This is a genomic window from Agrobacterium sp. A3-95, assembly GCF_053521785.1.
This window is the reverse complement of sequence record NZ_JBNWDR010000005.1, coordinates 204,749-226,913: the sequence shown is the minus strand read 5'-3', so window position 1 is coordinate 226,913 and position 22,165 is coordinate 204,749. Positions and strand designations below refer to the sequence as shown.

Below are 22,165 nucleotides of genomic sequence, written 5' to 3'. Positions count from 1 at the left end.
CAGGAAATCAAATCGATTTTTTTATGCGAGACGATGAAAATCTTATACGGAAACGCAGCATGGATTTGACGGCGGAAAATCTTGGCGTGCGACGCGGCGAAGATTTCATATTCATGAACATTTCCTTCAAGTTAAGTGACGGCGAAGCGCTGGTGCTGACCGGCCGCAACGGCTCGGGAAAATCCACGCTTCTGCGCACTGTGGCCGGCCTGCTGCGCCCCGAGCAGGGTTGGGTAAAGATAGCCGGCAAAGGAATAGAAACGGACATGCGTCCATCGGAGGCCTGCCATTATCTCGGCCATCGCAACGCAATGAAAACGGAACTGACGGTTTCGGAGAATCTGCGGTTCTGGAAAGACTTTCTCGGTGACTTCGCCGGCGGCGCCGGTGTCGATATCGATGAGGCGGCAGACATCGTCGGCCTTGCGGGCATCACCCACCTGCCCTTCGGTTACCTGTCCGCAGGCCAGCAGCGACGTTTTGCCATGGCAAAGCTTTTGATCGCGTGGCGGCCGGTGTGGATTCTCGACGAGCCGACAGCGGCGCTCGACAAAGCAGCGGACGGCATGTTTACGGATCTGGTCAAGAGCCACCTGAGGAGAGGCGGCATCGTCATGGCTGCGACCCATCAGCCGCTTGGGCTCGACAATGCGCGGGAATTGCAGATGACGGGATTTGCAGGTGTGGAGGCTTGGGCGTGATGGGTGCGTGTGCGGGGTATGCCCGCCTACCGAGGCGTCTCCAATGACCGCCCTCTTCCTCCGCGACCTGAAACTCTCCATCCGCGCCGGCGGTGGCGCGCTGATCGGCGTCTTGTTCTTCATGACCGTTGTCGCCGTCATCCCCTTCGGTGTCGGGCCTGATCTCAATCTGCTTGCACGCATCGGCCCGGCCATCGTCTGGATCGGCGCGCTGCTCTCCACCCTCCTCGGCCTCGACAGGCTGTTTCAGGCAGAGCGGGATGACGGCTCGCTAGACCTCATACTCATGCAGGAAAACCCGCTTGTGCTGACCGTGCTCGTCAAATGCCTGGCACATTGGGTGGGAACGGGTCTGCCACTGGTCATCGCCTCGCCGCTCATCGGCCTGTTCATGAACATGGACGAAGTGGCGATCGGCGCGGTGATGCTCACACTCCTTGTCGGATCGCCCGCCATTACCTTCATCGGCGCGGTGGGTGCCGCTGTCGCCGTTGCCTTGCCGCGCGGCGGCCTTCTGGTCTCCATCCTTGTGCTGCCATTGGCCATTCCGGTACTGATCTTCGGCGTCAGCGCGTCCTATGCGGCGGTGCAGGATCCGGCACCCTTTCTGCCGCCCTTCCTCATTCTCTGCGCGATCACGTTATTTTCAGCCGTGACCGGTCCTTTCTTTGCCGCTTTGGCATTGCGCAATGTTATGGATTGATGAAACCGCAATTGCCGATCTACGATTGATGGCGATCAATTGCGGGGCAGCCATTCTCGGGTTACACAAACGGCATGAACCAGCAGACTTTCACCATCACCAAATTCAGTGATCTCGCCAATCCCACGCGGTTTCTGGCGCTCTCGGCACGCATTCTGCCCTGGCTTGCGGTCCTGACGGCACTGGTGCTGGCCGCCGGTCTCTATCTGTCTTTCACGACAGATGGCGACTACCAGCAGGGTTATACCGTGCGCATCATGTATGTGCATGTCCCCTCCGCATGGCTTTCGATGATGTGTTATACCGTCATGGCGGTCTCAGCGATCGGCACGCTCGTCTGGCGTCATCCGGTTGCGGATGTCAGCCACAAGGCGGCCGCACCCATAGGCGCTGCCTTCACGCTGATTGCGCTTGTTACCGGCTCGCTCTGGGGTAAACCCATGTGGGGAACCTGGTGGGTATGGGACGCGCGGCTGACGTCCGTCTTCGTGCTTTTTCTGATGTATCTTGGCCTGATAGCGCTCAACCGCGCCATGGACGACCCTTCCAGAGCCGCCCGTGTCAGCGCCGTGCTCATCCTCGTTGGTTTTGTGAATATTCCCATCATCAAGTTTTCAGTTGAATGGTGGAACACGCTTCACCAGCCGGCAAGCGTCATCCGCATGGGCGGCTCGGCAATCGATTCGGAGTTTCTCTGGCCGCTTCTGACCATGGCGATCGGCTTCACGCTACTGTTCTTCACGTTGCACATCGCTGCCATGCGTAACGAAATCTGGCGCCGGCGCGTGGCAGCCCAACGGCGGCTTGCCGCCCGCATGGCAAACCGGGAGACATGAGGCCATGACACACGCCTTTTATATCGGCATGTCCTATGCGGCGACGGGCCTTGTCGTCCTCTGTCTCATCGCCTGGGTCATCCTGGATGGTCAGGCGCGCAAACGGGAACTGAAAGAACTGGAAGCATCCGGCGTGCGCCGCAGGGCAAAAGCCGGTTCTGCGGGTGAAACCCGATGACACAGGCCAGCCAGGACCAGAACACCAAAGCCAAAAGCACGGGGCGCACGCGATATGCCCTGGCGCTTCTGCCGCTTCTGCTTTTCGGCGGTTTTGCCATTATCGCCGGCAAGATGCTCTACGATCAGGACGTCAACGGGCTGGATATCAGCGCCATTCCGTCGGCGCTCATCGGAACCAAGGCGCCCGCACTGTCGCTGCCGCCGCTGGAAGGCTCAAACCTGCCGGCCCTCAACGATGCCGCCGTCAAGGGTAAGCTGACGCTGGTCAACGTCTTCGCCTCCTGGTGCATTCCGTGCCGTCAGGAGCATCCCATCCTTCAGGAATTGGCGAAAGACAAACGCATCGCCGTCGTCGGCATCAACTATAAGGACAAACCGGACAACGCGCTTCGTTTTCTCGGCGAACTCGGCAATCCCTTTGCCGCGATAGGCGTAGACCCGAACGGCAAGGCCGCGATCGACTGGGGTGTCTATGGTATCCCTGAAAGCTATCTGGTCGGCGCCGACGGCACGATCCTCTACAAAAAGGTCGGCCCCTTCGATGCCCGCAGCGTCGAGCGGGATTTATTGCCGGCAATCACCGCTGCGGCCGGAAAGTAGCCCGCGCGCCGAACGATACTATACCTTGGAAATCACCCTTAGCGACGGCCCTTCGGCTGTCGCCTGCAAACCCATTCCTTCAAGCACGACCTGATTGCGGCCACCACGCTTTGCCGCATACAGGCTGTCGTCAGCGCGTTTGATCGCATCGTGAATTGAATGATCTCCCCTCGCGACAGCTGAAACGCCGAAGCTTGCCGTGACCTTGGTGGCCACGCCACGGCTACGCCAATCCAGCGACAGAAGGTTCAAACGCATGGCATTGGCGAGGTGACCGGCCGCGGCGGCGGTGTGGCCGGGCAGGAAAACCACGAATTCCTCGCCACCGAAACGCGCCACCAGAGCGTCGCTACGCGCGCTTTTCCTGAGAAGGTCCGAAAGGCCGATGAGAACGATATCACCGGCGGCGTGGCCATAGTCATCGTTGATACGCTTAAAATGGTCTATGTCGCACGCAATTACTGCGCCTATTGGTGTCCCACTGCGAAAATCGGGAACCCGCCGGTCGAACCCACGGCGGTTCAGCACATCCGTCAGCGGATCGTGCTCAGCCGCTTGCAGGTGCCGGTCGACGGTCACGGAAATCTGGCTCGCGAGTACGGATAGCGCAAGGAGAAAGCCGAATATGCTCGCGGCAAGCTGCATGTAGAAAGCATAATCGGATTCGAAGAATTCGCTTAGTTCGATCATCGAACCGTTCGGCGTCATCACCAGCAACATGCCGATGCGCACCAGCGTTTCGAGCACCACGAGTGACGCAATCGCCACCATCAGCCTGTCTGCAAGCGCCAGGGGCCGCTTCCGCACGATCCAGACCGGGATGGCGAGCAGCAGGGCGCAGACAAGATCACCGATGACCAGCTCACGTTTCAGATCCGGTGTGATGAAGACATGGAACGAGACCAGCAAAACCGCCGCAGCCGCGATCGACAGTCGCGCCGTCGTATAAAGCGGCCGTCCGAAATGGGTGAGCAGCGCATGGCCGTAGAGAAAAAAGGCCGAGAAAAACAACAGGTTCGAGACGATCGCCTGTACTTCGAAGGGCAAGCCGCCAAGCACCAGAGGTGCGGCAAAACCAAACGCCGCCGAAAGATATCCGAAACCCCAATATCGCGCCGAAGCGTGGCCGGTCCTCTGCAGGAACAGGAATACCACACCGAATGTCAGCATGATGAAGGGGAGAAGGTAGGCGAAATTATCTTGCACAGTGTTCTGCCGGACGAAAAGACGAGCCTTTGAGCCCGGACACTACCGCAATGCCCTTAAGAAAACTTGCATATAAGGCAGGGTTTTCGTGCCTTTCCGACGCACGTACGGACAGATATCTTCACATTGGCGGGAGCGCGTTCTGCCATTGCTTGATCGCTTCGACGGGCCAGACAAGCATCACTACGTTCAGCGTCAGATTATCGCGGATCAGCCAGCCGGTGAAGATTTCAAAGAAGATGGCGATCGCAACCGTCAGCCACACCGGCACGCGGGCGGCGAAAAGGAAACCCAGCGCCATGAAAACGGTGTCCATCGCGGAGTTCAGGATGCTGTCGCCGGTATAACCCAGCGCCATGGTCGCCGTGCGGTAACGATCGATGATGAGCGGCGAGTTTTCGAGAATTTCCCACGCTGCCTCTATCAAAACCGCAAAAGAAAGCCGCATGGAAAGGGGTTTCTTGCGAAACAGCAGCCAGGCGAGCCCGTAAAACAAGAAGCCGTGGATAATGTGTGAGGGCGTGTACCAGTCGGCAAGATGCTGGGAATTGCCCGGCGTGTTCACACCGGGTTCGAACAGCTTCACATAACCGCATTCGCAAATGGGAATGCGGCCCATGGCATGGAGGATGACGATCTGTAGGAGAAGAAGTCCGCCGGCGACACCGAACCATTTGAACGAGCGCGGACGGGAAGCCGGCATCTCTGCAACTGTCATTTTTCGTCCTTGTTCAGCGGTTCGAGCGAATGACGCATGACGAGCGGCATTTGCGCCATGGTGAAGATGATCGTGATCGGCATCGTGCCCCACACCTTGAACGCAACCCATGCGTCGGTTGAGAACATGCGCCAGACCACCTCGTTCAGCACGGCGAGAAAGAGGAAGAACACGCCCCAGCGCAGCGTCAGCTTGCGCCAGCCCTCATCGTTTAGCCTGAAGGCCGAATTGAAGACATAGCCAAGCAGCGACTGGCCGAAAAACAGGCCTCCCAGCAAAATGACGCCGAACAGCGCATTGACGATGGTTGGCTTCATCTTGATGAAGGTATCGTTCTGCAGCCACAGCGTCAGCGCACCGAACACGAGAACCACAATGCCTGATATCAGCGGCATGATCGGCAGCTTGCGCGTCAGCATCCATGAGACGGAAAGCGCAATTGCGGTTGCGATCATGAACAGGCCGGTGGCGATGAAGATCGGCCCGCCGAACTCCGTCAGTACCGGAAAAGTGGAGGCCAGCCATTCGCCGCGGGAATTGGCGAAAAAGAACACCATAAGCGGGCCAAGCTCGAGCACGAATTTCAGGAGCGGGCTGATTTCCGCCACCATCTTTTCGCTTTCCTTGGAATTGCTTTCAATATCCATACTCAAACTCCCGCAATGGCCTTGGCGAAATCTTCCGCCTCGAAGGGCTCCAGATCGTCCACGCCTTCACCCACACCGATAAAATACACCGGCAGCTTGTGTTTGGCGGCAATGGCCACGAGGATACCGCCCCGCGCCGTGCCATCCAATTTTGTCATAATCAGGCCCGAAACACCCGCAACATTGCGGAATATCTCCACCTGGTTCAAGGCGTTCTGCCCGGTCGTGGCGTCCAGTGTCTGAAGCACGGTATGCGGCGCATCGGGATCGAGCTTGCCGAGCACGCGCACGATCTTTTCCAGCTCCGCCATCAGCTCCGTCTTGTTCTGCAAACGGCCGGCAGTATCAATGATGAGCACATCGCTTTTTTGCGCACGCGCCTGCTCATAGGCGTCGTAAGCGAGACCCGAGGCATCCGCACCGAGTTTGGTGCCAATGAATTGCGAGCCGGTGCGATCCGCCCAGATCTTGAGCTGCTCGATTGCCGCCGCACGGAACGTATCGCCGGCCGCGAGCATAACCTTGAGGCCAGAGCCCGAGAGCTTGGAGGCGAGCTTGCCGATGGTCGTGGTTTTGCCGGTGCCGTTCACGCCGACGACGAGAATGACATGCGGCTTGTGTGAAAGATCGAGTTCCAGCGGCTTGGCGATAGGTTTCAGGACCTTGGTGATCTCACCCGCCATGATGCGCGCCACATCCTCGCCACTGACATCCTTGCCGTAACGTTCCGAAGACAAGGCGCCCGTGATGCGCATGGCGGTCTCGACACCGAGATCCGACTGGATGAGAAGGTCTTCCAGTTCGTCGAGCGTATCCTCATCCAGCTTGCGCTTGGTGAACAGCGCCGAAATCTGGGTGGTAAGTTGCGAGGAGGTGCGCGCAAGCCCGGCCCGCAGGCGCTGGAACCAGCTGAGCTTCGGCTGCGGCGCTTCGGCGACAGGCTCTTCGCGCTCGCTTGCCGCCGCAAAACCTTTCGGCAAGATCGGCGAAACGGCAGAGGGCTCGACGGCACCGGCAGCCTCCGCCTCATCGAGCAGCGCATCCATCGCATCTGCATCGAGCACGGCATCGGCAGGTTCGGGCAAAACCTCGGCCTGTTCTTCGGCAGCAGCTTCGGCCTGCAACAGCGACAGCGGAACAACGCCGATGTCTCCGGCCTGCTCGGCGCCGGGCAGAAGCGGCGCGTCCTCTTCCTCCTGGTCGTTGGAAAGGGCCGCATCGGCATCCGGAGCAGGCCCACCGGCCGTCTCAATCTCCAGTTCGGAAACAGGGTCTTTCTCGACAATGGGATGCGCTTCGGCTTCGCTCAGTGCCTCATCGAAAGAGACATTTTCTCTGGCGCGTTCAAGCGCGGAATCCTCTTGCGGCTTGCCGTCAGTCCCGGCCTTGTCCTTGCCGAAAGAAAAGACTTTTTTGATGAAGCCGAGGGCCATGGTCGTTCCCGTGTCTTTTCCTGTGCCGCTTCAGGCCGCGTCCGCTGCGAGAAGCTTCATGTTCAGATGTTTGCCGTTGTGGCCGGTAATCTCAACCTGCGCAAGAGTGCGCGGGAGAAGATCGGGCGCCGCCACCAGCGTGAAATTGTCGGTATGCGCAAAACCGGTGTTTTCAACGAGGATCGTTTGCGTCGAACCGAGCATGTTTTGCAGATGCACGAGCCTGAGTGCCTCGCCACGTTCGCGAAGCCTCGCCGCCCGCTCCTTCACCAGCGCACGGTCGAGCTGCGGCATACGCGCCGCCGGCGTGCCGGCACGCGGGCTGTAGGGAAATACGTGCAGGCTGGAAATGCCGCATTCTTCCGCAAGCGTCGCGGCGTTTTCGAACATCTCTTCGTTCTCGGTCGGAAAACCGGCGATCATATCAGCACCGAATGCGATATCCGGCCGGAGCGACCGCACCTCGTGACAGAAACGGATGGCATCGGCCCGCAAATGACGGCGTTTCATGCGTTTCAGGATCATGTCGTCGCCATGCTGGAGGGACAGGTGAAGATGCGGCATGAAACGCGCCTCACCGGCAATCAGATCCATCAGATGGTGGTCGGCCTCGATGCTGTCGATCGAGGATAGCCGAAGTCTCAAGATTTCCGGCACCTGCTTCAGCAATGTTTTGGCAAGAAGCCCTAGCGAAGGTTCGCCCGGCAGGTCGGCACCGTAGCTGGTAGCATCCACCCCGGTCAGCACGATTTCGCAATAGCCGCTTTCCACCAGCCTACGCGCCTGCTCGACCACAGCGCCCATCGGCACGGAGCGGGAATTGCCCCGCCCATAGGGAATGATGCAGAAGGTACAGCGATGATCGCAGCCGTTCTGCACCTGAATGAAGGCACGGACATGCCCGTCAATGTGCTTGACCATCTGCGGCGCCGTCGCCTTGATGCTCATGATGTCGTTGACGCGCAGCTTTTCTTCCGCCGAAACGCCGAAATCCGGCAGTGCGCGATAGGAGGCGCTTTTCAGCTTTTCCTCATTGCCCAGCACCGCATCCACTTCGGGCATCTCGGCAAAGGTCTGTTTTTCAGTCTGGGCAGCACAGCCGGTCACGATGATGCGCGCATGCGGATTGTCGCGCCTTGCCCGACGGATGGCCTGGCGCGCCTGGCGCACCGCCTCGCCGGTCACCGCGCAGGTATTGACCAAGACGGCATTGTTGAGCCCAGCCTTTTCGGCCTCCGCCCGCATCACTTCCGATTCATAGGTATTGAGACGGCAGCCGAAGGTTATGACCTCGACGCCGCTCATATGGCCCCCTGCTCAGCCACGGCATCGCGCGACCAGGCGCCGTTGATGGGATCGACCATGCCGGACCATTCCCATTCGGCCGGCCCGGTCATGATGACGTGGTTGTCCTCGCGCCACTCAATTGTAAGCGGCACACGCACGGGGCTGGAGGCAACATCGATAGTGACCTTCCTGCCCGTGCGGCCGGTGCGCGCAGCGGAAACGGCAGCGGCACATGCGGCAGAACCGCAGGCGAGCGTCAGCCCGGCGCCGCGCTCCCAGGTGCGGGTGCGAAGCGCACTGTCGGAAATAACCTGTGCCAGGGTGATATTGGCCTTTTCAGGGAACATCGGGTGGTTTTCCAGAAGCGGACCGAAGCGTTCCAGATCGAACTCCATCGGATCGCGATCCACCCAGAAAATGGCGTGCGGGTTTCCCATGGACATGACGGCGGGCGAATGCAGGATTGGCGCGTCGATCGGCCCGATCTGCAACTCGATGCGGCTCGTATCGTGGAACTCTTCGGAAAGCGGAATGTCGCTCCAGCGAAAACGCGGCAGGCCCATATCAACGGAAATCATGCCGTCTTCATGCTCAACGGCGTTAAGGATGCCCGCCACCGTCTGGAAGGTGAAGGTGGTCTTGCCGGTTTCAGAGGACAGCGCCTGCACCACGCAGCGCGTGCCGTTGCCGCAGGCCTGCGCCTTCGTGCCGTCGCAATTGAGGATATCGATGAATGCATCGGTGCCGCCGACACGCGGATCGTGGATCGCCATGATCTGATCGAACTGCGTGGCGGGATCGGCATTGAGCGCGATGGCCGCCGAAGGCGTCACCATATCCCTGCGGCCGCGCATGTCGACAACGAGGATCTTGTTGCCAAGCCCGTTCATCTTCGCAAATTCGACCGTATCCGCCATCGTACTGAACCTGAAAACTACCTGAAACCGGAACAAAGACGGGCTTTGCCCGCACTTTCGCTCTATATGGCGGAAAGGACGGCAAATTACCAGACTGTTGCGGCGCAAACCGCTGAGCCGCTCAGGCGGAAGGTACGTCGAAGACTTCGCCGGGCCGCATGGGCTGGAAGCGGCTCTCCTCTATCCCTTGCTCAGCAAGCGCTGCCTTCAGCGCGACAAGAGGAGCTTCGACCGCTTCATCGGTCAGTTGCACAGTGCCCCAATGGTGGCCGCAGACATGTGCCGCACCGCAGATCTTCATGCCTTCCACCGCTTCCGCCGGGTTCTGGTGCTGGCCCTTCATGAACCAGCGCGGCTCATAGGCGCCGAAAGGCAGGTTGGCGAGACGGAACTCACCGTGTTTCTTGCGCGCGGCGTGATAATTGAGGCCGTCGTGGAAGCCGGTATCGCCGATATGATAAATCTTGCCATAAGGCGTTTCGATGACGAAGGCCGCCCACAGCGCCATGCGCCGGTCATTCAGCCCACGCGCCGACCAATGGTGGCACGGCTCGAAATGAATTTTGACCGAGCCAATCTCAAGGACATCGCCCCAGTCCCCCACCTTGATGCGCGCTGCCTCGACGCCGGTGCGGATGATGGCGTCATTGCCAAGCGGCGTGATGAAAAGCGGCTTGTGCGCGACATGCAGGCGCTTCAGCGTTTCCATATCCAGATGGTCGTAGTGATTATGCGTCACCAGCACCAGATCGATCGGCGGCAAATCCTCAAAACGGATGCCCGGCGGGTTGACGCGTTTGGGACCGGCGAAGCTGAACGGGCTGGTACGCTGCGACCACACCGGATCGATGAGAATATTCAGCCCTGCCGTCTGGATGAGAAAGGAGGCGTGACCGACGAAGGTGACGCGAATGTCCTTGCCGTCGATGCGGGGCTCCGGCTTTGCGAACGGAAACGGGCTGGGATAGTTTTCCGGCCACGTGGCGCGCTCGCCGTTGAAGCGCCATTTCAGGAGGCCCATGAAATTGCCGGGCGGCGAACCGCCGGGATTGAAGAAACGCACCCCGTCGAAATGATCGGAGACCGGCCCAGTATAATAGGCGCTGGCGTTAGAGCGGCGCGCAAACAGGCCGCCGCCCGCAAGAGCAAGCAGACCAAGTGCGGAAAAACGAAAGAAGTTTCGACGTTTCATGGGAAAGGTATAAGAAGCCAGGCGACGCCGTTCAAGCACCGCCATCGCAGCTTTCGTCTGATCACGTAAAGATGACAAGGCACGCTTTGCCGCATGAAAACCGGCACTCCCTTGACTTTCACGGCACTTTCCTGTTTATCGCGGCCAATCAGCTGGCAGTTTCATGACTCCAAGCCGCCGACCGGGACCCGCAAAGGTATAAAGAGATCCCGGAGGTCAACACCCGACAGCGCGATGCGCCCTCGGGTGCTTTTTGGCTTTGCGTCTTGTTTTTGGCAGCGAAAGCACCGACGTTTCGGAGATCCCGGAACGAAGAAGGAAGAAACGATGTTTGAAAACCTCCAGGACCGCCTTGGTTCCATTCTGAATGGACTGACCGGCCGTGGCGCGCTGACGGAAGCCGATGTTGCCGCCGCCCTGCGCGAGGTTCGCCGTGCGCTTCTGGAAGCGGACGTTGCGCTGGAAGTCGTGCGTTCCTTCACCGACAAGGTGCGTGAAAAGGCTGTCGGCGCAGCCGTTCTGAAATCCATCAAGCCCGGCCAGATGGTCGTCAAGATCGTGCATGACGAACTTGTCGAGATGCTCGGCACCGAAGGCGTCTCGATCGATCTGCATGCGGCCGCCCCCGTCGTCATAATGATGGTGGGTCTGCAGGGTTCGGGCAAGACCACGACCACAGGCAAGATCGCCAAGCGCCTGACCGACCGCGACAAGAAGAAGGTGCTGATGGCATCTCTCGACACGCGCCGTCCGGCCGCACAGGAACAGCTTCGCCAACTGGGCGTGCAGACCGGTGTCGACACGCTGCCGGTCATCGCCGGCCAGTCGCCGACAGATATCGCCGCACGCGCCGTGCAGGCCGCCAAGCTCGGCGGCCATGACGTCGTCATTCTCGACACCGCCGGCCGCACCCATATCGACGAACCCTTGATGCTGGAAATGGCCGACATCAAGAAGAAGTCCAACCCGCATGAAATCCTGCTGGTCGCGGATTCGCTGACCGGTCAGGACGCCGTCAATCTGGCGCGCAACTTCGATGAACGCGTCGGCATCACCGGTCTCGTGCTCACCCGTATGGATGGCGACGGGCGCGGTGGTGCGGCCCTCTCCATGCGCGCCGTCACCGGCAAGCCGATCAAGCTGATCGGTATCGGCGAGCGCATGAACGAACTCGACGAGTTCCATCCGCGCCGTATCGCCGACCGTATTCTCGGCATGGGCGACATCGTCTCGCTGGTCGAGAAGGCTGCCGAAAACATCGATGCGGAAAAAGCCCGTGCCATGGCCGAGAAGATGGCCAAGGGCAAGTTCGACCTTAACGATCTCTCCGACCAGCTTGCCCAGATGAAGAAGATGGGTGGCATGGGCGGTATCATGGGGCTGATGCCCGGCATGGCCGGCATGAAGGACAAGATGGCTTCCGCAGGCCTCAACGACAAGATGTTCGACCGCCAGATCGCCATCATCTCGTCGATGACCAAGGCCGAACGCGCCAATCCCGATATCCTCAAACACAGCCGCAAAAAGCGCATCGCCGCCGGTTCCGGCACCGATGCAGCCGAAATCAACAAGCTCTTGAAGATGCACCGTGGAATGGCCGACATGATGAAAGCCATGGGCGGCAAGGGCAAGGGCGGCATCATGAAGCAGATGATGGGCGGCCTTGCGGGCAAGATGGGGCTTGGTGGCATGATGGGCGGCGGCATGCCTGATCTGTCGAACATCGACCCGAAGCAGCTCGAAGCGCTTCAAAAACAGGCTGAAGCTGCCGGTCTTGGCAAGCCGGGCGCAATGCCCGGTCTCGGTGGTCTGCCCGGCGGGCTACCCGGTCTGGGCGGGACAAAGCTGCCGGGTCTTGGCGGCATGCCGGGCCTGCCCGGCTTCCCCAAAAAGAAGTGAGGGCGACGCCAGTGAACAACGCAGAAGTGAAAGCCCAGCTTTCCGAATACCGCCAGTCGATCGACAATATCGATGCCGCACTGGTTCACATTCTTGCCGAACGTTTCCGCTGTACCAAGGCGGTGGGCGTGCTGAAGGCAAAATACAATTTGCCGCCGGCGGACCCGGCGCGCGAGGAATACCAGATCGAACGCCTTCGCCGTCTGGCAAAGGATGCCAATCTGGATCCGGATTTCGCCGAGAAGTTTCTAAACTTCGTCATCAAGGAAGTCATCCGGCATCATGAAGCAATAGCCGCCGAACATGGCGGTAATGAAAAGACCGCCTAACCGGCGGACAAGCTATCTCAAGGAGTAAATAACATGGCACTTAAAATTCGTCTCGCACGCGGTGGTTCCAAGAAGCGCCCGTACTACCAGATCGTCGTTGCTGACGCCCGTTCGCCCCGCGACGGCCGTTTCCTCGAGAAGGTCGGTTCCTGGAACCCGATGCTCGCCAAGGACAACCCGCAGCGCATCGAGCTGAAGGCTGACCTCATCAAGGAATGGATCGCCAAGGGCGCACAGCCGACCGACCGCGTTCTGCGCTTCCTCGCAGAGGCAGGCCTTGCCGATCGCGCCGCTCGCAGCAACCCGGAAAAGGCACTGCCGGGCAAGCGCGCTCTGGAACGCGTTGCAGAAAAGAAGCAGAAGGCTGAAGACGCAGCTGCTGCCGCAGCAGAAGCTTCTGCTGCAGAATAATCTGCAATAGAATTTTAGAGAACGGGTGGCGTGGTTTTCCATGCCGCCCGTTTTTTGTTTATTTTGGTATCAACAAACTTTAGAGCGTCAGGAACTATGCTCTAACGCGTTGGATCTGCGCATCGTGCCCTGTGAAAATCGATTCCGATTTTCACGCTGATGCTGTAAACCAGACGCAACCAACACCAGAAGACGGACGGCCCGATGGCAAAGCTGGAAAACCCGATACTCATGGCAAAGATCGGCGGCGCACAGGGATTGCGCGGCGAAGTCCGCGTCAGCACCTATACGGACGAACCGATGGCGCTCGGCGATTACGGCAATCTGGTCAGCGCCGATGGCCGCGTCTTCGAAATTCTGGAAGTGCGCGAGGGCAAGAATGTGGTTGTCGTCCGCTTCAGGGGTATCAACGACCGCAATGCGGCGGAAAGCCTGAACGGGCTCGAACTGTTCATCGAACGCGACAATCTGCCGGATGACGAGCTGGACGACGACGAATTTTATTATGCCGACCTCGAAGGGCTGGAAGCCGTCGATGCCGAAGGCAAAAGCTATGGCGCCGTCAGCGCCGTTTACGATTTCGGCGCAGGCGACCTCCTGGAGCTGAAAGGTGCGGGCCGCCGTCCCGCCCTCATCCCCTTTTCGGAAGCAGCCGTGCTTGAAATTGATCTGGAGGCGAGACGCATTCTCATCGATCCCATGGCCGCTGGCCTGATCGACAATCCGGACGACAAAGACGAAACCGGCGCATCGCCTTTCGGCAAGAAATAAGGCCATGACGTTCAAGGCAACAGTTCTGACGCTCTACCCGGAAATGTTTCCCGGGCATCTCGGATATTCGCTGGCGGGCAAGGCGCTGGAGCGCGAGCAATGGTCACTTGAGGCCGTGCAGATCCGTGAATTCGCCACCGACAGGCACAGAAGCGTGGACGACACCCCGGCAGGCGGCGGCGCCGGCATGGTGCTGAAACCCGACATTCTGGCCGCAGCCATCGACCATGTTTCAGATGGAGATACGCGACCGCGTCTGCTGATGAGCCCGCGCGGCAAGCCACTGTCGCAGGACCGAGTGCGCGAACTGGCGGCAGGCGACGGCGCGATTATCGTGTGTGGCCGCTTCGAAGGCGTCGACCAGCGGGTCATAGAGGCGCGCGGGTTGGAGGAAGTGTCGATCGGCGATTACATTCTCTCCGGCGGCGAGCCGGCCGCCCTGACGCTTCTGGACGCCATTGTCCGCATTCTGCCGGGCGTCATGGGCAACGATCTCTCAGGCGTGCATGAAAGCTTCGAGGGTGGGCTTCTGGAGCATCCGCACTACACCCGTCCGCAGGTCTGGGAAGGCCGCGACATCCCAGCCGTTCTCACCTCTGGCAATCACGCCGTCATCGACAAATGGCGGCACGAGCAGGCGCTGGCGTTGACGAAGGAAAGACGGCCCGACCTGCTGGAAAAGGCCAAGGTTTAAACCGAGACGAAATAATAGGCCGTCAGCACCAGCCCGACGGCAATGACCAGCCAGCGGATGATCCACTGCGGCACCCGCCTTGCCGTGTGCACCCCCACATATCCGCCAAGCGCGGCCGCCGGGAACATGATGAGGGCGGCCCACCAGGAAACGACGCCGCCGCTGACGAAGATCGTAATGGCGATGATCGCGATCACCACCGAGAGCAGGTTCTTCAGGGCATTCAGATGATGATAGCTGCCACCCGAGGTCATTCCGAGGATGGCCAGCATCATGATGCCCATGCCCGCCCCGAAAAAACCACCATAGATGGAGGCGAGCCCCTGAAAGAAGAGGCTCGGCACATTACCGGGTGAACGCTCGGCACTGGCCTTCGGTCGCAGCCACGGGCCAGCGGCAAAAACAACGGTTGCGGCCAGAAGCAACCATGGCACAAGCTGGCGGAAGGAGGGGTTGTCGAGCGACAGGAGCAAAAGCGACCCCGCCAGCCCGCCGACGATGGAGACGGCCGACAGGAGGATCGCCTCGCGCCAGTGGGCGCGGATTTCAGGCCCGTAGGCGATCACGGAGGTGATGTAACCGGGAAACTGCACGATTGCCGACGTGGCATTGGCGACAATCGGCGGCAGGCCTGCAAGCGTCATCGCCCCGAAGGTCAAAAAGGTGCCGCCACCGGCGATCGCATTGACCACGCCAGATAGAAAGCCGGTCGCAAACAGCATCATGATAATAAGTACGGACATGGCCCCTCCCAAGGTTTTCATGCCATAACCGGGTAAACGCACCTTCGCAACAGCCCGTACGTCGCCCACAATTGATAAAATATTGTCATGAAGGGATGACAAATGGCGCTGCCTCGTGTATGTGCCCGCGTGGAATTGGGGTTTTCCCCTTTAACCGCAAGCAAAGAATGGCGAACCCGCTCCTGCCGCACGGCATGGTCTGAAGGCATTGACCGACAGACGAAACGTTGAGCGCTCTGGCTGTTTCAGAAGAAATCAGAGGTTAACATGACCAATATCATTCAGCAGCTGGAAGCCGAACAGGCTGCCAAGATCGAAGCAAAGCGCACCCTGCCTGAGTTTTCTCCGGGCGACACGCTGCGCGTCAACGTGCGCGTTACCGAAGGTAACCGTACCCGTGTTCAGGCTTACGAAGGCGTTTGCATCGCCCGTTCCGGCGGCGGCCTTTCCGAGAGCTTCACCGTTCGCAAGATCTCCTACGGCGAAGGCGTCGAGCGCGTATTCCCGATCTACTCCCCGCTGGTCGAAGGCGTTGAAATCGTTCGCCGCGGTAAGGTTCGCCGCGCGAAGCTCTACTACCTGCGCGATCGTCGCGGCAAGGCTGCCCGTATCGTTGAAAACACTGGTACGCGCGCCCGCAAGCTGAACGAATCCGAGCGCCAGGCAGTCGCCGAAGAAAAGGCACGTCTGGAAGCTGAAAAGGTAGCAGCAGCACAGGCTCTCGCCGCCGAAAAGGCAGCAGCCGAAGCAGCAGAAGCCAAGGCAGCAGAAGAAGCAGCAAAGGCTGCGGAAACTGCAGCGGAATAAGATTTCCATTTTGATGGATTTACGGAGAAGGCGGTCTTTGGACCGCCTTTTTTGTTGCATCGATGCGCCATAACACTCTGGTGGGCGACATAGCGTCACGTCCAGCCTTCGACCCCATCTCCGTATCGACAGATCAAGATCAAAGTCGTATTGCTACTTATCTCTTTGCCTAATTTATTTAGAACATTCTCTAATAGCATTGCCTAGTTTCACTTATTGTGCAATTTTCGCGCAGTTTTAGGTGTTGATATGTTTTTTTTTAATTCTTTTTTAACAAAAAATAAGCGCGCTTTCTTTGCTGTCGGCCTTGCCAGCGCACTCATGAATATTCTCAACCTTTCCGGCTCCCTTTTCATGCTGGAGGTTTATGACCGGATTCTGCCGAGCAAGAGTATTCCTTCTCTTGTCGCTCTCGTTGTTCTGCTGGTTATTCTCTATGCCTTTCTCGTCGGGTTCGATGCTCTGCGCGGCAGGATATTGGCTCGCATCTCGGACAATATGGACGACGAGCTCAATCAGAAGCTCTTCAGGGCATCAATCAGCGCACCACTTGCCGCCTACGGCAAGGTAGACGGGCTGCAGATCGTCGGCGATCTCGATCAGATACGTCAATTCCTGTCCGGGCCGGGACCAGCAGCTTTCTTTGATATTCCCTGGCTGCCCATCTATCTGCTGATCTGTTTTGCCTTGCATCCCTGGATCGGTTTTGCCGTGCTTGGCGGCGCCCTGGTCCTTGTCGTGTTGACGCTCATAACCAACTGGCTGACCGAAAGGGCGACCAAACAGGCCTACACCGTGCGCGGACAGAGAAATGCACTCGTCGGCAGCAGCCAGCGCAACATCGAGTCCATAAGAACCATGGGCATGATGAATGCGGTGACGTCGATGTGGGACGATCTGCACTCCAATTACCGCGCCGTCACACTCTCGACGTCGGACACGGCGGGCATGCTCGCCGCGATTTCCCGAACATTCCGCCTTTTGTTACAGTCGGGTGTGATGGCAATCGGCGCCCTGCTGGTTATCGAGGGGCATGCATCAGCGGGTAGCATCATCGCAGGCTCCATCCTCTCGGCCAAAGCGCTGGGCCCTGTCGAACACGCAATTGCAAACTGGCGCAGCTTCATGACTGCGAGACAGGGCTGGAAACGCATCAACGAGTTTCTCGAACTCGTACCGGAACCTGCACAGCCGCTTTCCCTGCCACCACCGAAATACACCGTTGCCATCGATCGCGTGACCGGCGGTCCGCCCAATGGTGCGCGAGATACCGTGGCCGATATTTCCTTCACGTTGAACGCGGGCGATGGCCTTGGCATCATTGGGCCGAGCGCTTCCGGTAAATCCACGCTGGCACGTTTGATAACCGGTATCTGGCCCTATGAGCGCGGCTCCGTGCGCTTCGATGGGGCCGCACTGAACCAGTGGGATTTCGAGGTTCTCGGTAAATCCATCGGTTACATGCCCCAGCAGGTGGAGCTGATGCCAGGCACGGCCGCGCAAAATATCGCGCGCTTCGACCGTGACGCAACGGCGGAAGCCATCGTTTCGGCAGCCAAGGCCGCTCAGGTTCATGATCTCATCCTGAACCTGCCCAACGGTTACGACACCTATATCGGCGACCGTGGAGAGGCATTGTCAGGCGGACAAAAACAGCGCATCGGCCTGGCGCGGGCACTTTTCGGTGAGCCATTCTTTGTCATCCTCGATGAGCCGAACTCCAATCTGGACAGCGAAGGCGAGGCAGCCTTGCGCAACGCCATTGGCGACATAAGGGCGCGGGGCGGCATCGTGGTCGTCATTGCCCATCGTCCGAGCGCCATCGAAAGCGTCAATCTTGTGATGGTGATGAGCAACGGCCGCATGCTTCGCTTCGGCACCAAGGAAGAGGTGCTTGCGCAAATCCTGCGTCAAAATATTCGCCAGGTGCCGGAAACAGAAGAAGAAGTACGCAAGCTGGAAAGCCGGGTGGGTGAAAATGGTTGAGGGAGAAAAAACCGGCGTGACGAAAACATCTATCGTCAAACACTCAACCGCCGTAGTCGTTCTTGCTGCCGGCCTTCTTTTCGGCCTGGGTGGCTGGGCGGCTCTCGCGAAGCTTTCGGGGGCAGTCGTCGCCACGGGCCGGGTCGTTGTCGAAGGCAACTCCAAGAAAATTCAGCACCTTTCCGGCGGTATCGTCAGCCAGATCAATGTTGCGGAAGGTGACACGGTGGAGGCCGGTCAGGTTTTGCTGCGGCTGAGTGGCACGATCGTTCAGGCAAACCTGTCCATTGTCGAAAATACGCTCGCGCAGCTTTATGCACGCCGCGCGCGTCTGCGTGCCGAAATCTCCGACGCCGACTCTTTCACAACGCCTGAAGATCTGGCCGTCTTAACCAATTCGAAAGCTGCCAAAACATTCATCGACAGTGAGCAGAACCTTTTCAACAGCCGTCGCAGTGCACTGATTGGCATGAAGAAGCAATTGGTAACGCGCAAGGATCAGCTAGCCGATGAAGCGCGGGGCATGGACGTGCAGATTGAGGCGACCAACAATGAACTTGCTATCGTAAGGGAAGACGTCTCAAAGACACGGGAGCTATATGCCAAGGGGCTGGTAACGCTTCAGCGCCTCAACCTTCTCAAGCGGCAGCTTTCCAATCTCGAAGGTCAGCAGGGCCAGTATATGGCCGCGCGTGCGCAGACGGTAGGCAAGCTGAGCGAAATGGACTTGCAGTCGCTTCAGCTTGACGAGGACCGCAAGTCCGAGGTCACAAAAGATCTGACGTCAATCGAAGCCACCGTTGCGGAATACGAGGAACGGCTTGCGGCAACACGCGACCAGCTCAACCGCCTCGATATTCGCTCGCCGATTGCGGGGCGTATCTACCAGCTGTCTGTGCACAACATAAACGGCGTCATCCAGCCGGGCGAAGTGCTTATGCTGGTGGTGCCGGCAAAGGAAGATCTTGCAATCGACGCCAATGTTCTTCCAAACGACATAGACCAGATCTATGTCGGGCAGCCAGTGACCATTCGCTTCACGGCTTTCAATCAGAGCACGACGCCGGATGTAAGCGCTGAAGTCGCAGTCGTCGCCCCGGACTTGCAGACAGATTCCCGAAGCGGTGCGTCATTTTACGCACTGCGCATCAAGCCGAGCAAAACTGGAATGGACCATATACCAGGTGGACGGTTGTATCCGGGCATGCCGGCCGAAGTCTTCATACAGACAAGCGAAAGAAGCGTTCTTTCCTATTTTGTCAAACCGTTCCAGGACAGGCTTAGAAAGACGTTCCTGCAGGAATAAAAGACTTTCATTACATGTTTTCTTAGAAACGATTCGCAAATACACCAAGAGCGAGAATTTTTCCAAAAAAAACAATTTCTCATATTGTCTTGCCATTTATAATGTACTAATTATCACCCGCAATATTTATTAAATTTAATTTCGATACATCGAATTCTCAAAAATTTATAGGAGAGTAAAATGGCGTTAAAAGTAACTCTTGGTAATGGCGGCGCGGCATCGGTTTCGTCGCTCACCAGCCTGATCGATCAGGAAGCATATAAGCTCCTCACGGAATCCACAGCACAGGTCAAAAACGGCTCTACGCTCGATTCAGGCGCTGTCAGCGTTGGCGCTGTGGCGGTTGCCGGTACCGGTGCTGGTGGCACTGTCGATGTCGGCTACGACCCCAACGCAAACGGCTTCACATTTGACGTATCCTCGGCATGGAATTCGGTGAAGAACGCTCTTGCCCAGTCTGACACCTCTGAAAACCTTAAGTTCAAGGATTTCGTACAGGTAGACGTTCACCTCGGCGGCACCGGTTCGTCCACCGTTGAAGTTCTCAATGCCAAGCGCGGTAACATCACGACCGGCGCAGGCAACGACACGGTTACCGTATCTGTCGTTTCGAACGAAAAGACCTGGGTCAACAATTTCAACATCGACACCGGCGCAGGCAACGACACGATCACCGTCAAGGCCGGCGCTGCCTTCAATGACACGTCGGCTGCGGGCACGGGCGGTCTTGCCGCCAATACCGGCGCTGTGAATGGTGGTGCTGGTATCACCGACGGCAGCTACACCTCCGTCAAGATCGATGCCGGTGCGGGTAACGACTCTATCGACCTGAGCGGTGTAAAGCTCGCTTCGTCGCTGGTCACCGGTGGCAAGGGCATCGACCACATCATCGCAAGCGGTGGCGCCGATACCTTCGTCTTCAATCTGGGTGACATGGCGAAGAGCTTTGCCACAGATACCATCGAAGGCTTCAACGCCTCCATGGACAAGCTCAAGCTGGTCGGTACAGTGATCGATAACTGGGCGGTTTCGACCTTTGATAACGATACCGTCCTCAGCTACAACGTTACTGGCGAGCACAAGGGTGAGAAGATCATTCTCTCCGGCGTTCACCTGACCGGCAGTGATTGGTTCACGGCGTAATTTCTCTCGAAGAGAATTTCATCGGTTACCGTTTAAATGTATCATGGCCCGGACATATCCGGGCCATGATTTTTTACATATGCGGCGGTTCGGAAATTATGCCGGCTGCCACTATCTTGCAGATCAGGCGGCCTCGGCCTGATTGCCCATTTTTCGCGCCGCGATGATGACGAGCACACCTGCCAGCGCAAGGCAGAAGGCAAGGAAGAACATCGGCGCAATCGTGCTGCCGGTCTGGTCCTTGATCCAAGGCACCACGTTCTGCGCCACGAAACCACCGAGATTGCCGACGGAATTAATGGCGGCGATGCCGGCAGCGGCACCGGCTCCCTTGAGGAAGCGGCCGGGCAGGCTCCAGAACACCGGCTGGCCAGCAAAAATGCCCGCAGCGGCGATGCAAAGGAAGGCGAACTGCAATACCGGATCGCTGAGCAGCGCCGACATCAGCAGGCAAAACGCGCCGACGAAGGCAGGGCCGACGATATAAGGCGTTTTGTTTTTTGCCTTGTCAGCCGCCAGGGGCACGACGAAGAGAGCGACGGCCACGATCACCCAGGGGATGATGTTGATGAAGCCATTGGCGGTGTTGGAAACGCCGAAGCTCTTTACGATCGTCGGCAGCCAGTAGCTGAGACCATAGGCCGCCAGCGGAAAGCCGACATAGCAAAGCGCCATGAACAGCACGCGCGGATTGATCAGCGCCTTGAAGCCGTCCTCCGCATGCTCTTCCATGCCCTTGTTTTCTTCGGCCAGTCGGTTCTTCAACCAGTCCTTCTCGGCCTGCGTCAGGAACTTCGCTTTTTCCGGCGTATCGTCCAGATAGAAGAAGGTAACGATACCGGCGATCACGGCGGGAATACCCGTCGCCAGGAACACCCATTCCCAGCCGGCATAACCGAGGAAACCATCGAGATCGAGCAGCATGCCGCCAAGCGGTGCGCCGATGGCATTGGCAAGCGCACTGAAGATCATGAACAGGCCGATCATGCGGCCGCGATAATCGCGCGGGAACCACAGCGTCATAAGGAACAGCACGCCCGGGAAGAAACCGGCCTCGCAAAGCCCGAGCAGGAAGCGCAGGATGTAGAACATCGTCGCATTCTGCGTGTAGGCAAGCGCGATGGTGACGGCACCCCAGGACACCAGAATGCGGGCGAACCATTTGCTGGCGCCGAAACGGTTGAGGAAAAGGTTGCTCGGAACCTCAAAGAGGAAATAGCCGATGAAGAACAGCGAAGCGCCAAGTCCGTAGGCATATTCGCTGAGGCTCAGCGCATCGACCATCTGCAGCTTGGCATAGCTGACATTCTGCCGGTCGATATAGGCGATGAGATAGAGAAGGCCAAGAAACGGCATCAGCCGCCAGGTGATCTTCGAGATTAGGGATTTTTCCGATACCATGTGCTTTTCCCTCCCTTCGATTGCTCGTCGAAATGCAAATGATAAGGGGACCCATCTATATGTGCGCCGCAAGATACGCAAGTTGCATTGCATCATAACCAATGCCGAAAGGGCTGCGAAACCGGCATTTTAAAGCCCTGAGTACATGATGCGGCGCACATCAAAGCCGCCGGGTCACCGTTTTGCGGTCTGCGTGCATTCATATTGCCGCGAAACCGGCAATCTGCTATGAAGACCGCCATGGGATCTAAATTC

At 58.4% G+C, this 22,165-nt stretch carries 23 protein-coding genes; 14 read left to right on the top strand and 9 right to left on the bottom strand.

Annotation, left to right across the window (positions count from 1 at the left end; genetic code table 11):
- Window positions 1-59 precede the first annotated feature (59 nt).
- The 5 genes from ccmA (at window position 60) to ACQZ5Y_RS15585 (ending at window position 3,020) form a co-directional block, all read left to right on the top strand.
- Window positions 60-701 carry a heme ABC exporter ATP-binding protein CcmA gene (gene ccmA / locus ACQZ5Y_RS15605; protein ID WP_174050125.1) on the top strand — a complete coding sequence of 214 codons (642 nt, stop codon included), beginning with the start codon at window positions 60-62 and terminating at the stop codon, window positions 699-701.
- A 43-nt stretch (window positions 702-744) separates the two neighbouring features.
- Complete coding sequence (ccmB, locus tag ACQZ5Y_RS15600; protein WP_003516632.1) at window positions 745-1,404, top strand: heme exporter protein CcmB; 660 nt, start codon at window positions 745-747, stop codon at window positions 1,402-1,404.
- A gap of 74 nt (window positions 1,405-1,478) precedes the next feature.
- A complete protein-coding gene (locus ACQZ5Y_RS15595; RefSeq protein WP_065662981.1) occupies window positions 1,479-2,240 on the top strand; it encodes a heme ABC transporter permease in 762 nt (253 codons plus the stop codon).
- Window positions 2,241-2,244: 4 nt separating this feature from the next.
- On the top strand, window positions 2,245-2,418 hold the full coding sequence (gene ccmD / locus ACQZ5Y_RS15590) for a heme exporter protein CcmD (RefSeq protein ID WP_013636916.1): 174 nt from the start codon (window positions 2,245-2,247) through the stop codon (window positions 2,416-2,418).
- Window positions 2,415-3,020, top strand: a complete 606-nt coding sequence (locus tag ACQZ5Y_RS15585; protein ID WP_174050128.1) for a DsbE family thiol:disulfide interchange protein — start codon at window positions 2,415-2,417, stop codon at window positions 3,018-3,020. The genes ccmD and ACQZ5Y_RS15585 overlap by 4 nt, the downstream gene beginning before the upstream one ends.
- Window positions 3,021-3,038: 18 nt before the next feature.
- Here ACQZ5Y_RS15585 and ACQZ5Y_RS15580 read toward each other — a convergent pair whose 3' ends face one another.
- From ACQZ5Y_RS15580 to ACQZ5Y_RS15550, 7 genes are all read right to left on the bottom strand, one after another.
- Window positions 3,039-4,226: a diguanylate cyclase gene (locus tag ACQZ5Y_RS15580; RefSeq protein ID WP_174050131.1), complete on the bottom strand. Its 1,188-nt coding sequence runs from the start codon at window positions 4,224-4,226 to the stop codon at window positions 3,039-3,041.
- A 121-nt stretch (window positions 4,227-4,347) separates the two neighbouring features.
- Window positions 4,348-4,944 (bottom strand): DUF2585 domain-containing protein, encoded by a 597-nt coding sequence (locus ACQZ5Y_RS15575; RefSeq protein ID WP_174050134.1) that lies wholly within the window; start codon window positions 4,942-4,944, stop codon window positions 4,348-4,350.
- Entirely contained in the window at window positions 4,941-5,591 is a 651-nt protein-coding gene (locus tag ACQZ5Y_RS15570; protein WP_003516625.1) for a septation protein A, read from the bottom strand. The genes ACQZ5Y_RS15575 and ACQZ5Y_RS15570 overlap by 4 nt, the downstream gene beginning before the upstream one ends.
- A gap of 2 nt (window positions 5,592-5,593) precedes the next feature.
- Window positions 5,594-7,024 (bottom strand): signal recognition particle-docking protein FtsY, encoded by a 1,431-nt coding sequence (ftsY, locus tag ACQZ5Y_RS15565; RefSeq protein WP_174050137.1) that lies wholly within the window; start codon window positions 7,022-7,024, stop codon window positions 5,594-5,596.
- Window positions 7,025-7,054: 30 nt separating this feature from the next.
- Complete coding sequence (gene mtaB, locus ACQZ5Y_RS15560) at window positions 7,055-8,329, bottom strand: tRNA (N(6)-L-threonylcarbamoyladenosine(37)-C(2))-methylthiotransferase MtaB (protein ID WP_111790484.1); 1,275 nt, start codon at window positions 8,327-8,329, stop codon at window positions 7,055-7,057.
- Window positions 8,326-9,228, bottom strand: coding sequence for a diaminopimelate epimerase (dapF, locus tag ACQZ5Y_RS15555; protein ID WP_080800083.1), 903 nt, complete (start codon window positions 9,226-9,228; stop codon window positions 8,326-8,328). Before dapF ends, mtaB begins: the two co-directional genes overlap by 4 nt.
- A 121-nt stretch (window positions 9,229-9,349) precedes the next feature.
- Window positions 9,350-10,465: an MBL fold metallo-hydrolase gene (locus ACQZ5Y_RS15550; protein ID WP_162696494.1), complete on the bottom strand. Its 1,116-nt coding sequence runs from the start codon at window positions 10,463-10,465 to the stop codon at window positions 9,350-9,352.
- 282 nt (window positions 10,466-10,747) lie between these two features.
- On the opposite strand from ACQZ5Y_RS15550, the gene ffh reads away from it, so the two are divergent.
- The 5 genes from ffh (at window position 10,748) to trmD (ending at window position 14,524) form a co-directional block, all read left to right on the top strand.
- A complete protein-coding gene (gene ffh / locus ACQZ5Y_RS15545) occupies window positions 10,748-12,319 on the top strand; it encodes a signal recognition particle protein (RefSeq protein WP_003516616.1) in 1,572 nt (523 codons plus the stop codon).
- 11 nt (window positions 12,320-12,330) lie between these two features.
- A complete protein-coding gene (locus ACQZ5Y_RS15540) occupies window positions 12,331-12,648 on the top strand; it encodes a chorismate mutase (protein ID WP_013636924.1) in 318 nt (105 codons plus the stop codon).
- A 33-nt stretch (window positions 12,649-12,681) separates the two neighbouring features.
- Window positions 12,682-13,059: a 30S ribosomal protein S16 gene (rpsP, locus tag ACQZ5Y_RS15535; protein ID WP_003516612.1), complete on the top strand. Its 378-nt coding sequence runs from the start codon at window positions 12,682-12,684 to the stop codon at window positions 13,057-13,059.
- A gap of 204 nt (window positions 13,060-13,263) precedes the next feature.
- Window positions 13,264-13,830, top strand: coding sequence for a ribosome maturation factor RimM (rimM, locus tag ACQZ5Y_RS15530; protein WP_003516610.1), 567 nt, complete (start codon window positions 13,264-13,266; stop codon window positions 13,828-13,830).
- A 4-nt stretch (window positions 13,831-13,834) separates the two neighbouring features.
- Window positions 13,835-14,524: a tRNA (guanosine(37)-N1)-methyltransferase TrmD gene (trmD, locus tag ACQZ5Y_RS15525; protein ID WP_038492438.1), complete on the top strand. Its 690-nt coding sequence runs from the start codon at window positions 13,835-13,837 to the stop codon at window positions 14,522-14,524.
- Here the strand turns inward: trmD and ACQZ5Y_RS15520 are convergent.
- Window positions 14,521-15,267, bottom strand: a complete 747-nt coding sequence (locus ACQZ5Y_RS15520; RefSeq protein ID WP_003516607.1) for a sulfite exporter TauE/SafE family protein — start codon at window positions 15,265-15,267, stop codon at window positions 14,521-14,523. The two genes, trmD and ACQZ5Y_RS15520, sit on opposite strands and share 4 nt — an antisense overlap.
- Window positions 15,268-15,534: 267 nt before the next feature.
- Between ACQZ5Y_RS15520 and rplS the strand changes: the two genes are divergently transcribed.
- The 4 genes from rplS to ACQZ5Y_RS15500 all read left to right on the top strand — a co-directional run bounded on the left by rplS (window position 15,535) and on the right by ACQZ5Y_RS15500 (window position 20,509).
- Window positions 15,535-16,074: a 50S ribosomal protein L19 gene (gene rplS, locus ACQZ5Y_RS15515; RefSeq protein WP_003492508.1), complete on the top strand. Its 540-nt coding sequence runs from the start codon at window positions 15,535-15,537 to the stop codon at window positions 16,072-16,074.
- A 249-nt stretch (window positions 16,075-16,323) separates the two neighbouring features.
- Window positions 16,324-18,060 carry a type I secretion system permease/ATPase gene (locus ACQZ5Y_RS15510; protein ID WP_174050141.1) on the top strand — a complete coding sequence of 579 codons (1,737 nt, stop codon included), beginning with the start codon at window positions 16,324-16,326 and terminating at the stop codon, window positions 18,058-18,060.
- Window positions 18,053-19,366: an HlyD family type I secretion periplasmic adaptor subunit gene (locus tag ACQZ5Y_RS15505; protein WP_174050144.1), complete on the top strand. Its 1,314-nt coding sequence runs from the start codon at window positions 18,053-18,055 to the stop codon at window positions 19,364-19,366. Before ACQZ5Y_RS15510 ends, ACQZ5Y_RS15505 begins: the two co-directional genes overlap by 8 nt.
- A 180-nt stretch (window positions 19,367-19,546) precedes the next feature.
- The gene (locus ACQZ5Y_RS15500; RefSeq protein ID WP_174059891.1) at window positions 19,547-20,509 is read left to right on the top strand and encodes a rhizobiocin; all 963 of its coding nucleotides are present in this window, start codon (window positions 19,547-19,549) and stop codon (window positions 20,507-20,509) included.
- 123 nt (window positions 20,510-20,632) lie between these two features.
- Here ACQZ5Y_RS15500 and ACQZ5Y_RS15495 read toward each other — a convergent pair whose 3' ends face one another.
- Entirely contained in the window at window positions 20,633-21,910 is a 1,278-nt protein-coding gene (locus ACQZ5Y_RS15495) for an MFS transporter (protein ID WP_003516599.1), read from the bottom strand.
- Between the last annotated feature and the right edge of the window lie 255 nt (window positions 21,911-22,165).

What these genes read in the sequence shown, in the direction of transcription:
- ACQZ5Y_RS15495 (WP_003516599.1), bottom strand. Translation starts at nt 21,910, where the DNA reads ATGGTATCGGAAAAATCCCTAATCTCGAAGATCACCTGGCGGCTGATG.
- ccmD (WP_013636916.1), top strand. Translation starts at nt 2,245, where the DNA reads ATGACACACGCCTTTTATATCGGCATGTCCTATGCGGCGACGGGCCTT.
- rimM (WP_003516610.1), top strand. Translation starts at nt 13,264, where the DNA reads ATGGCAAAGCTGGAAAACCCGATACTCATGGCAAAGATCGGCGGCGCA.
- dapF (WP_080800083.1), bottom strand. Translation starts at nt 9,228, where the DNA reads ATGGCGGATACGGTCGAATTTGCGAAGATGAACGGGCTTGGCAACAAG.
- ccmB (WP_003516632.1), top strand. Translation starts at nt 745, where the DNA reads ATGACCGCCCTCTTCCTCCGCGACCTGAAACTCTCCATCCGCGCCGGC.
- mtaB (WP_111790484.1), bottom strand. Translation starts at nt 8,329, where the DNA reads ATGAGCGGCGTCGAGGTCATAACCTTCGGCTGCCGTCTCAATACCTAT.
- ACQZ5Y_RS15570 (WP_003516625.1), bottom strand. Translation starts at nt 5,591, where the DNA reads ATGGATATTGAAAGCAATTCCAAGGAAAGCGAAAAGATGGTGGCGGAA.
- ffh (WP_003516616.1), top strand. Translation starts at nt 10,748, where the DNA reads ATGTTTGAAAACCTCCAGGACCGCCTTGGTTCCATTCTGAATGGACTG.
- ACQZ5Y_RS15520 (WP_003516607.1), bottom strand. Translation starts at nt 15,267, where the DNA reads ATGTCCGTACTTATTATCATGATGCTGTTTGCGACCGGCTTTCTATCT.
- ACQZ5Y_RS15505 (WP_174050144.1), top strand. Translation starts at nt 18,053, where the DNA reads ATGGTTGAGGGAGAAAAAACCGGCGTGACGAAAACATCTATCGTCAAA.
- ACQZ5Y_RS15500 (WP_174059891.1), top strand. Translation starts at nt 19,547, where the DNA reads ATGGCGTTAAAAGTAACTCTTGGTAATGGCGGCGCGGCATCGGTTTCG.
- ccmA (WP_174050125.1), top strand. Translation starts at nt 60, where the DNA reads ATGGATTTGACGGCGGAAAATCTTGGCGTGCGACGCGGCGAAGATTTC.
- ACQZ5Y_RS15595 (WP_065662981.1), top strand. Translation starts at nt 1,479, where the DNA reads ATGAACCAGCAGACTTTCACCATCACCAAATTCAGTGATCTCGCCAAT.
- ACQZ5Y_RS15550 (WP_162696494.1), bottom strand. Translation starts at nt 10,465, where the DNA reads ATGGCGGTGCTTGAACGGCGTCGCCTGGCTTCTTATACCTTTCCCATG.
- trmD (WP_038492438.1), top strand. Translation starts at nt 13,835, where the DNA reads ATGACGTTCAAGGCAACAGTTCTGACGCTCTACCCGGAAATGTTTCCC.
- rpsP (WP_003516612.1), top strand. Translation starts at nt 12,682, where the DNA reads ATGGCACTTAAAATTCGTCTCGCACGCGGTGGTTCCAAGAAGCGCCCG.
- ACQZ5Y_RS15575 (WP_174050134.1), bottom strand. Translation starts at nt 4,944, where the DNA reads ATGACAGTTGCAGAGATGCCGGCTTCCCGTCCGCGCTCGTTCAAATGG.
- ftsY (WP_174050137.1), bottom strand. Translation starts at nt 7,024, where the DNA reads ATGGCCCTCGGCTTCATCAAAAAAGTCTTTTCTTTCGGCAAGGACAAG.
- ACQZ5Y_RS15510 (WP_174050141.1), top strand. Translation starts at nt 16,324, where the DNA reads ATGTTTTTTTTTAATTCTTTTTTAACAAAAAATAAGCGCGCTTTCTTT.
- ACQZ5Y_RS15585 (WP_174050128.1), top strand. Translation starts at nt 2,415, where the DNA reads ATGACACAGGCCAGCCAGGACCAGAACACCAAAGCCAAAAGCACGGGG.
- rplS (WP_003492508.1), top strand. Translation starts at nt 15,535, where the DNA reads ATGACCAATATCATTCAGCAGCTGGAAGCCGAACAGGCTGCCAAGATC.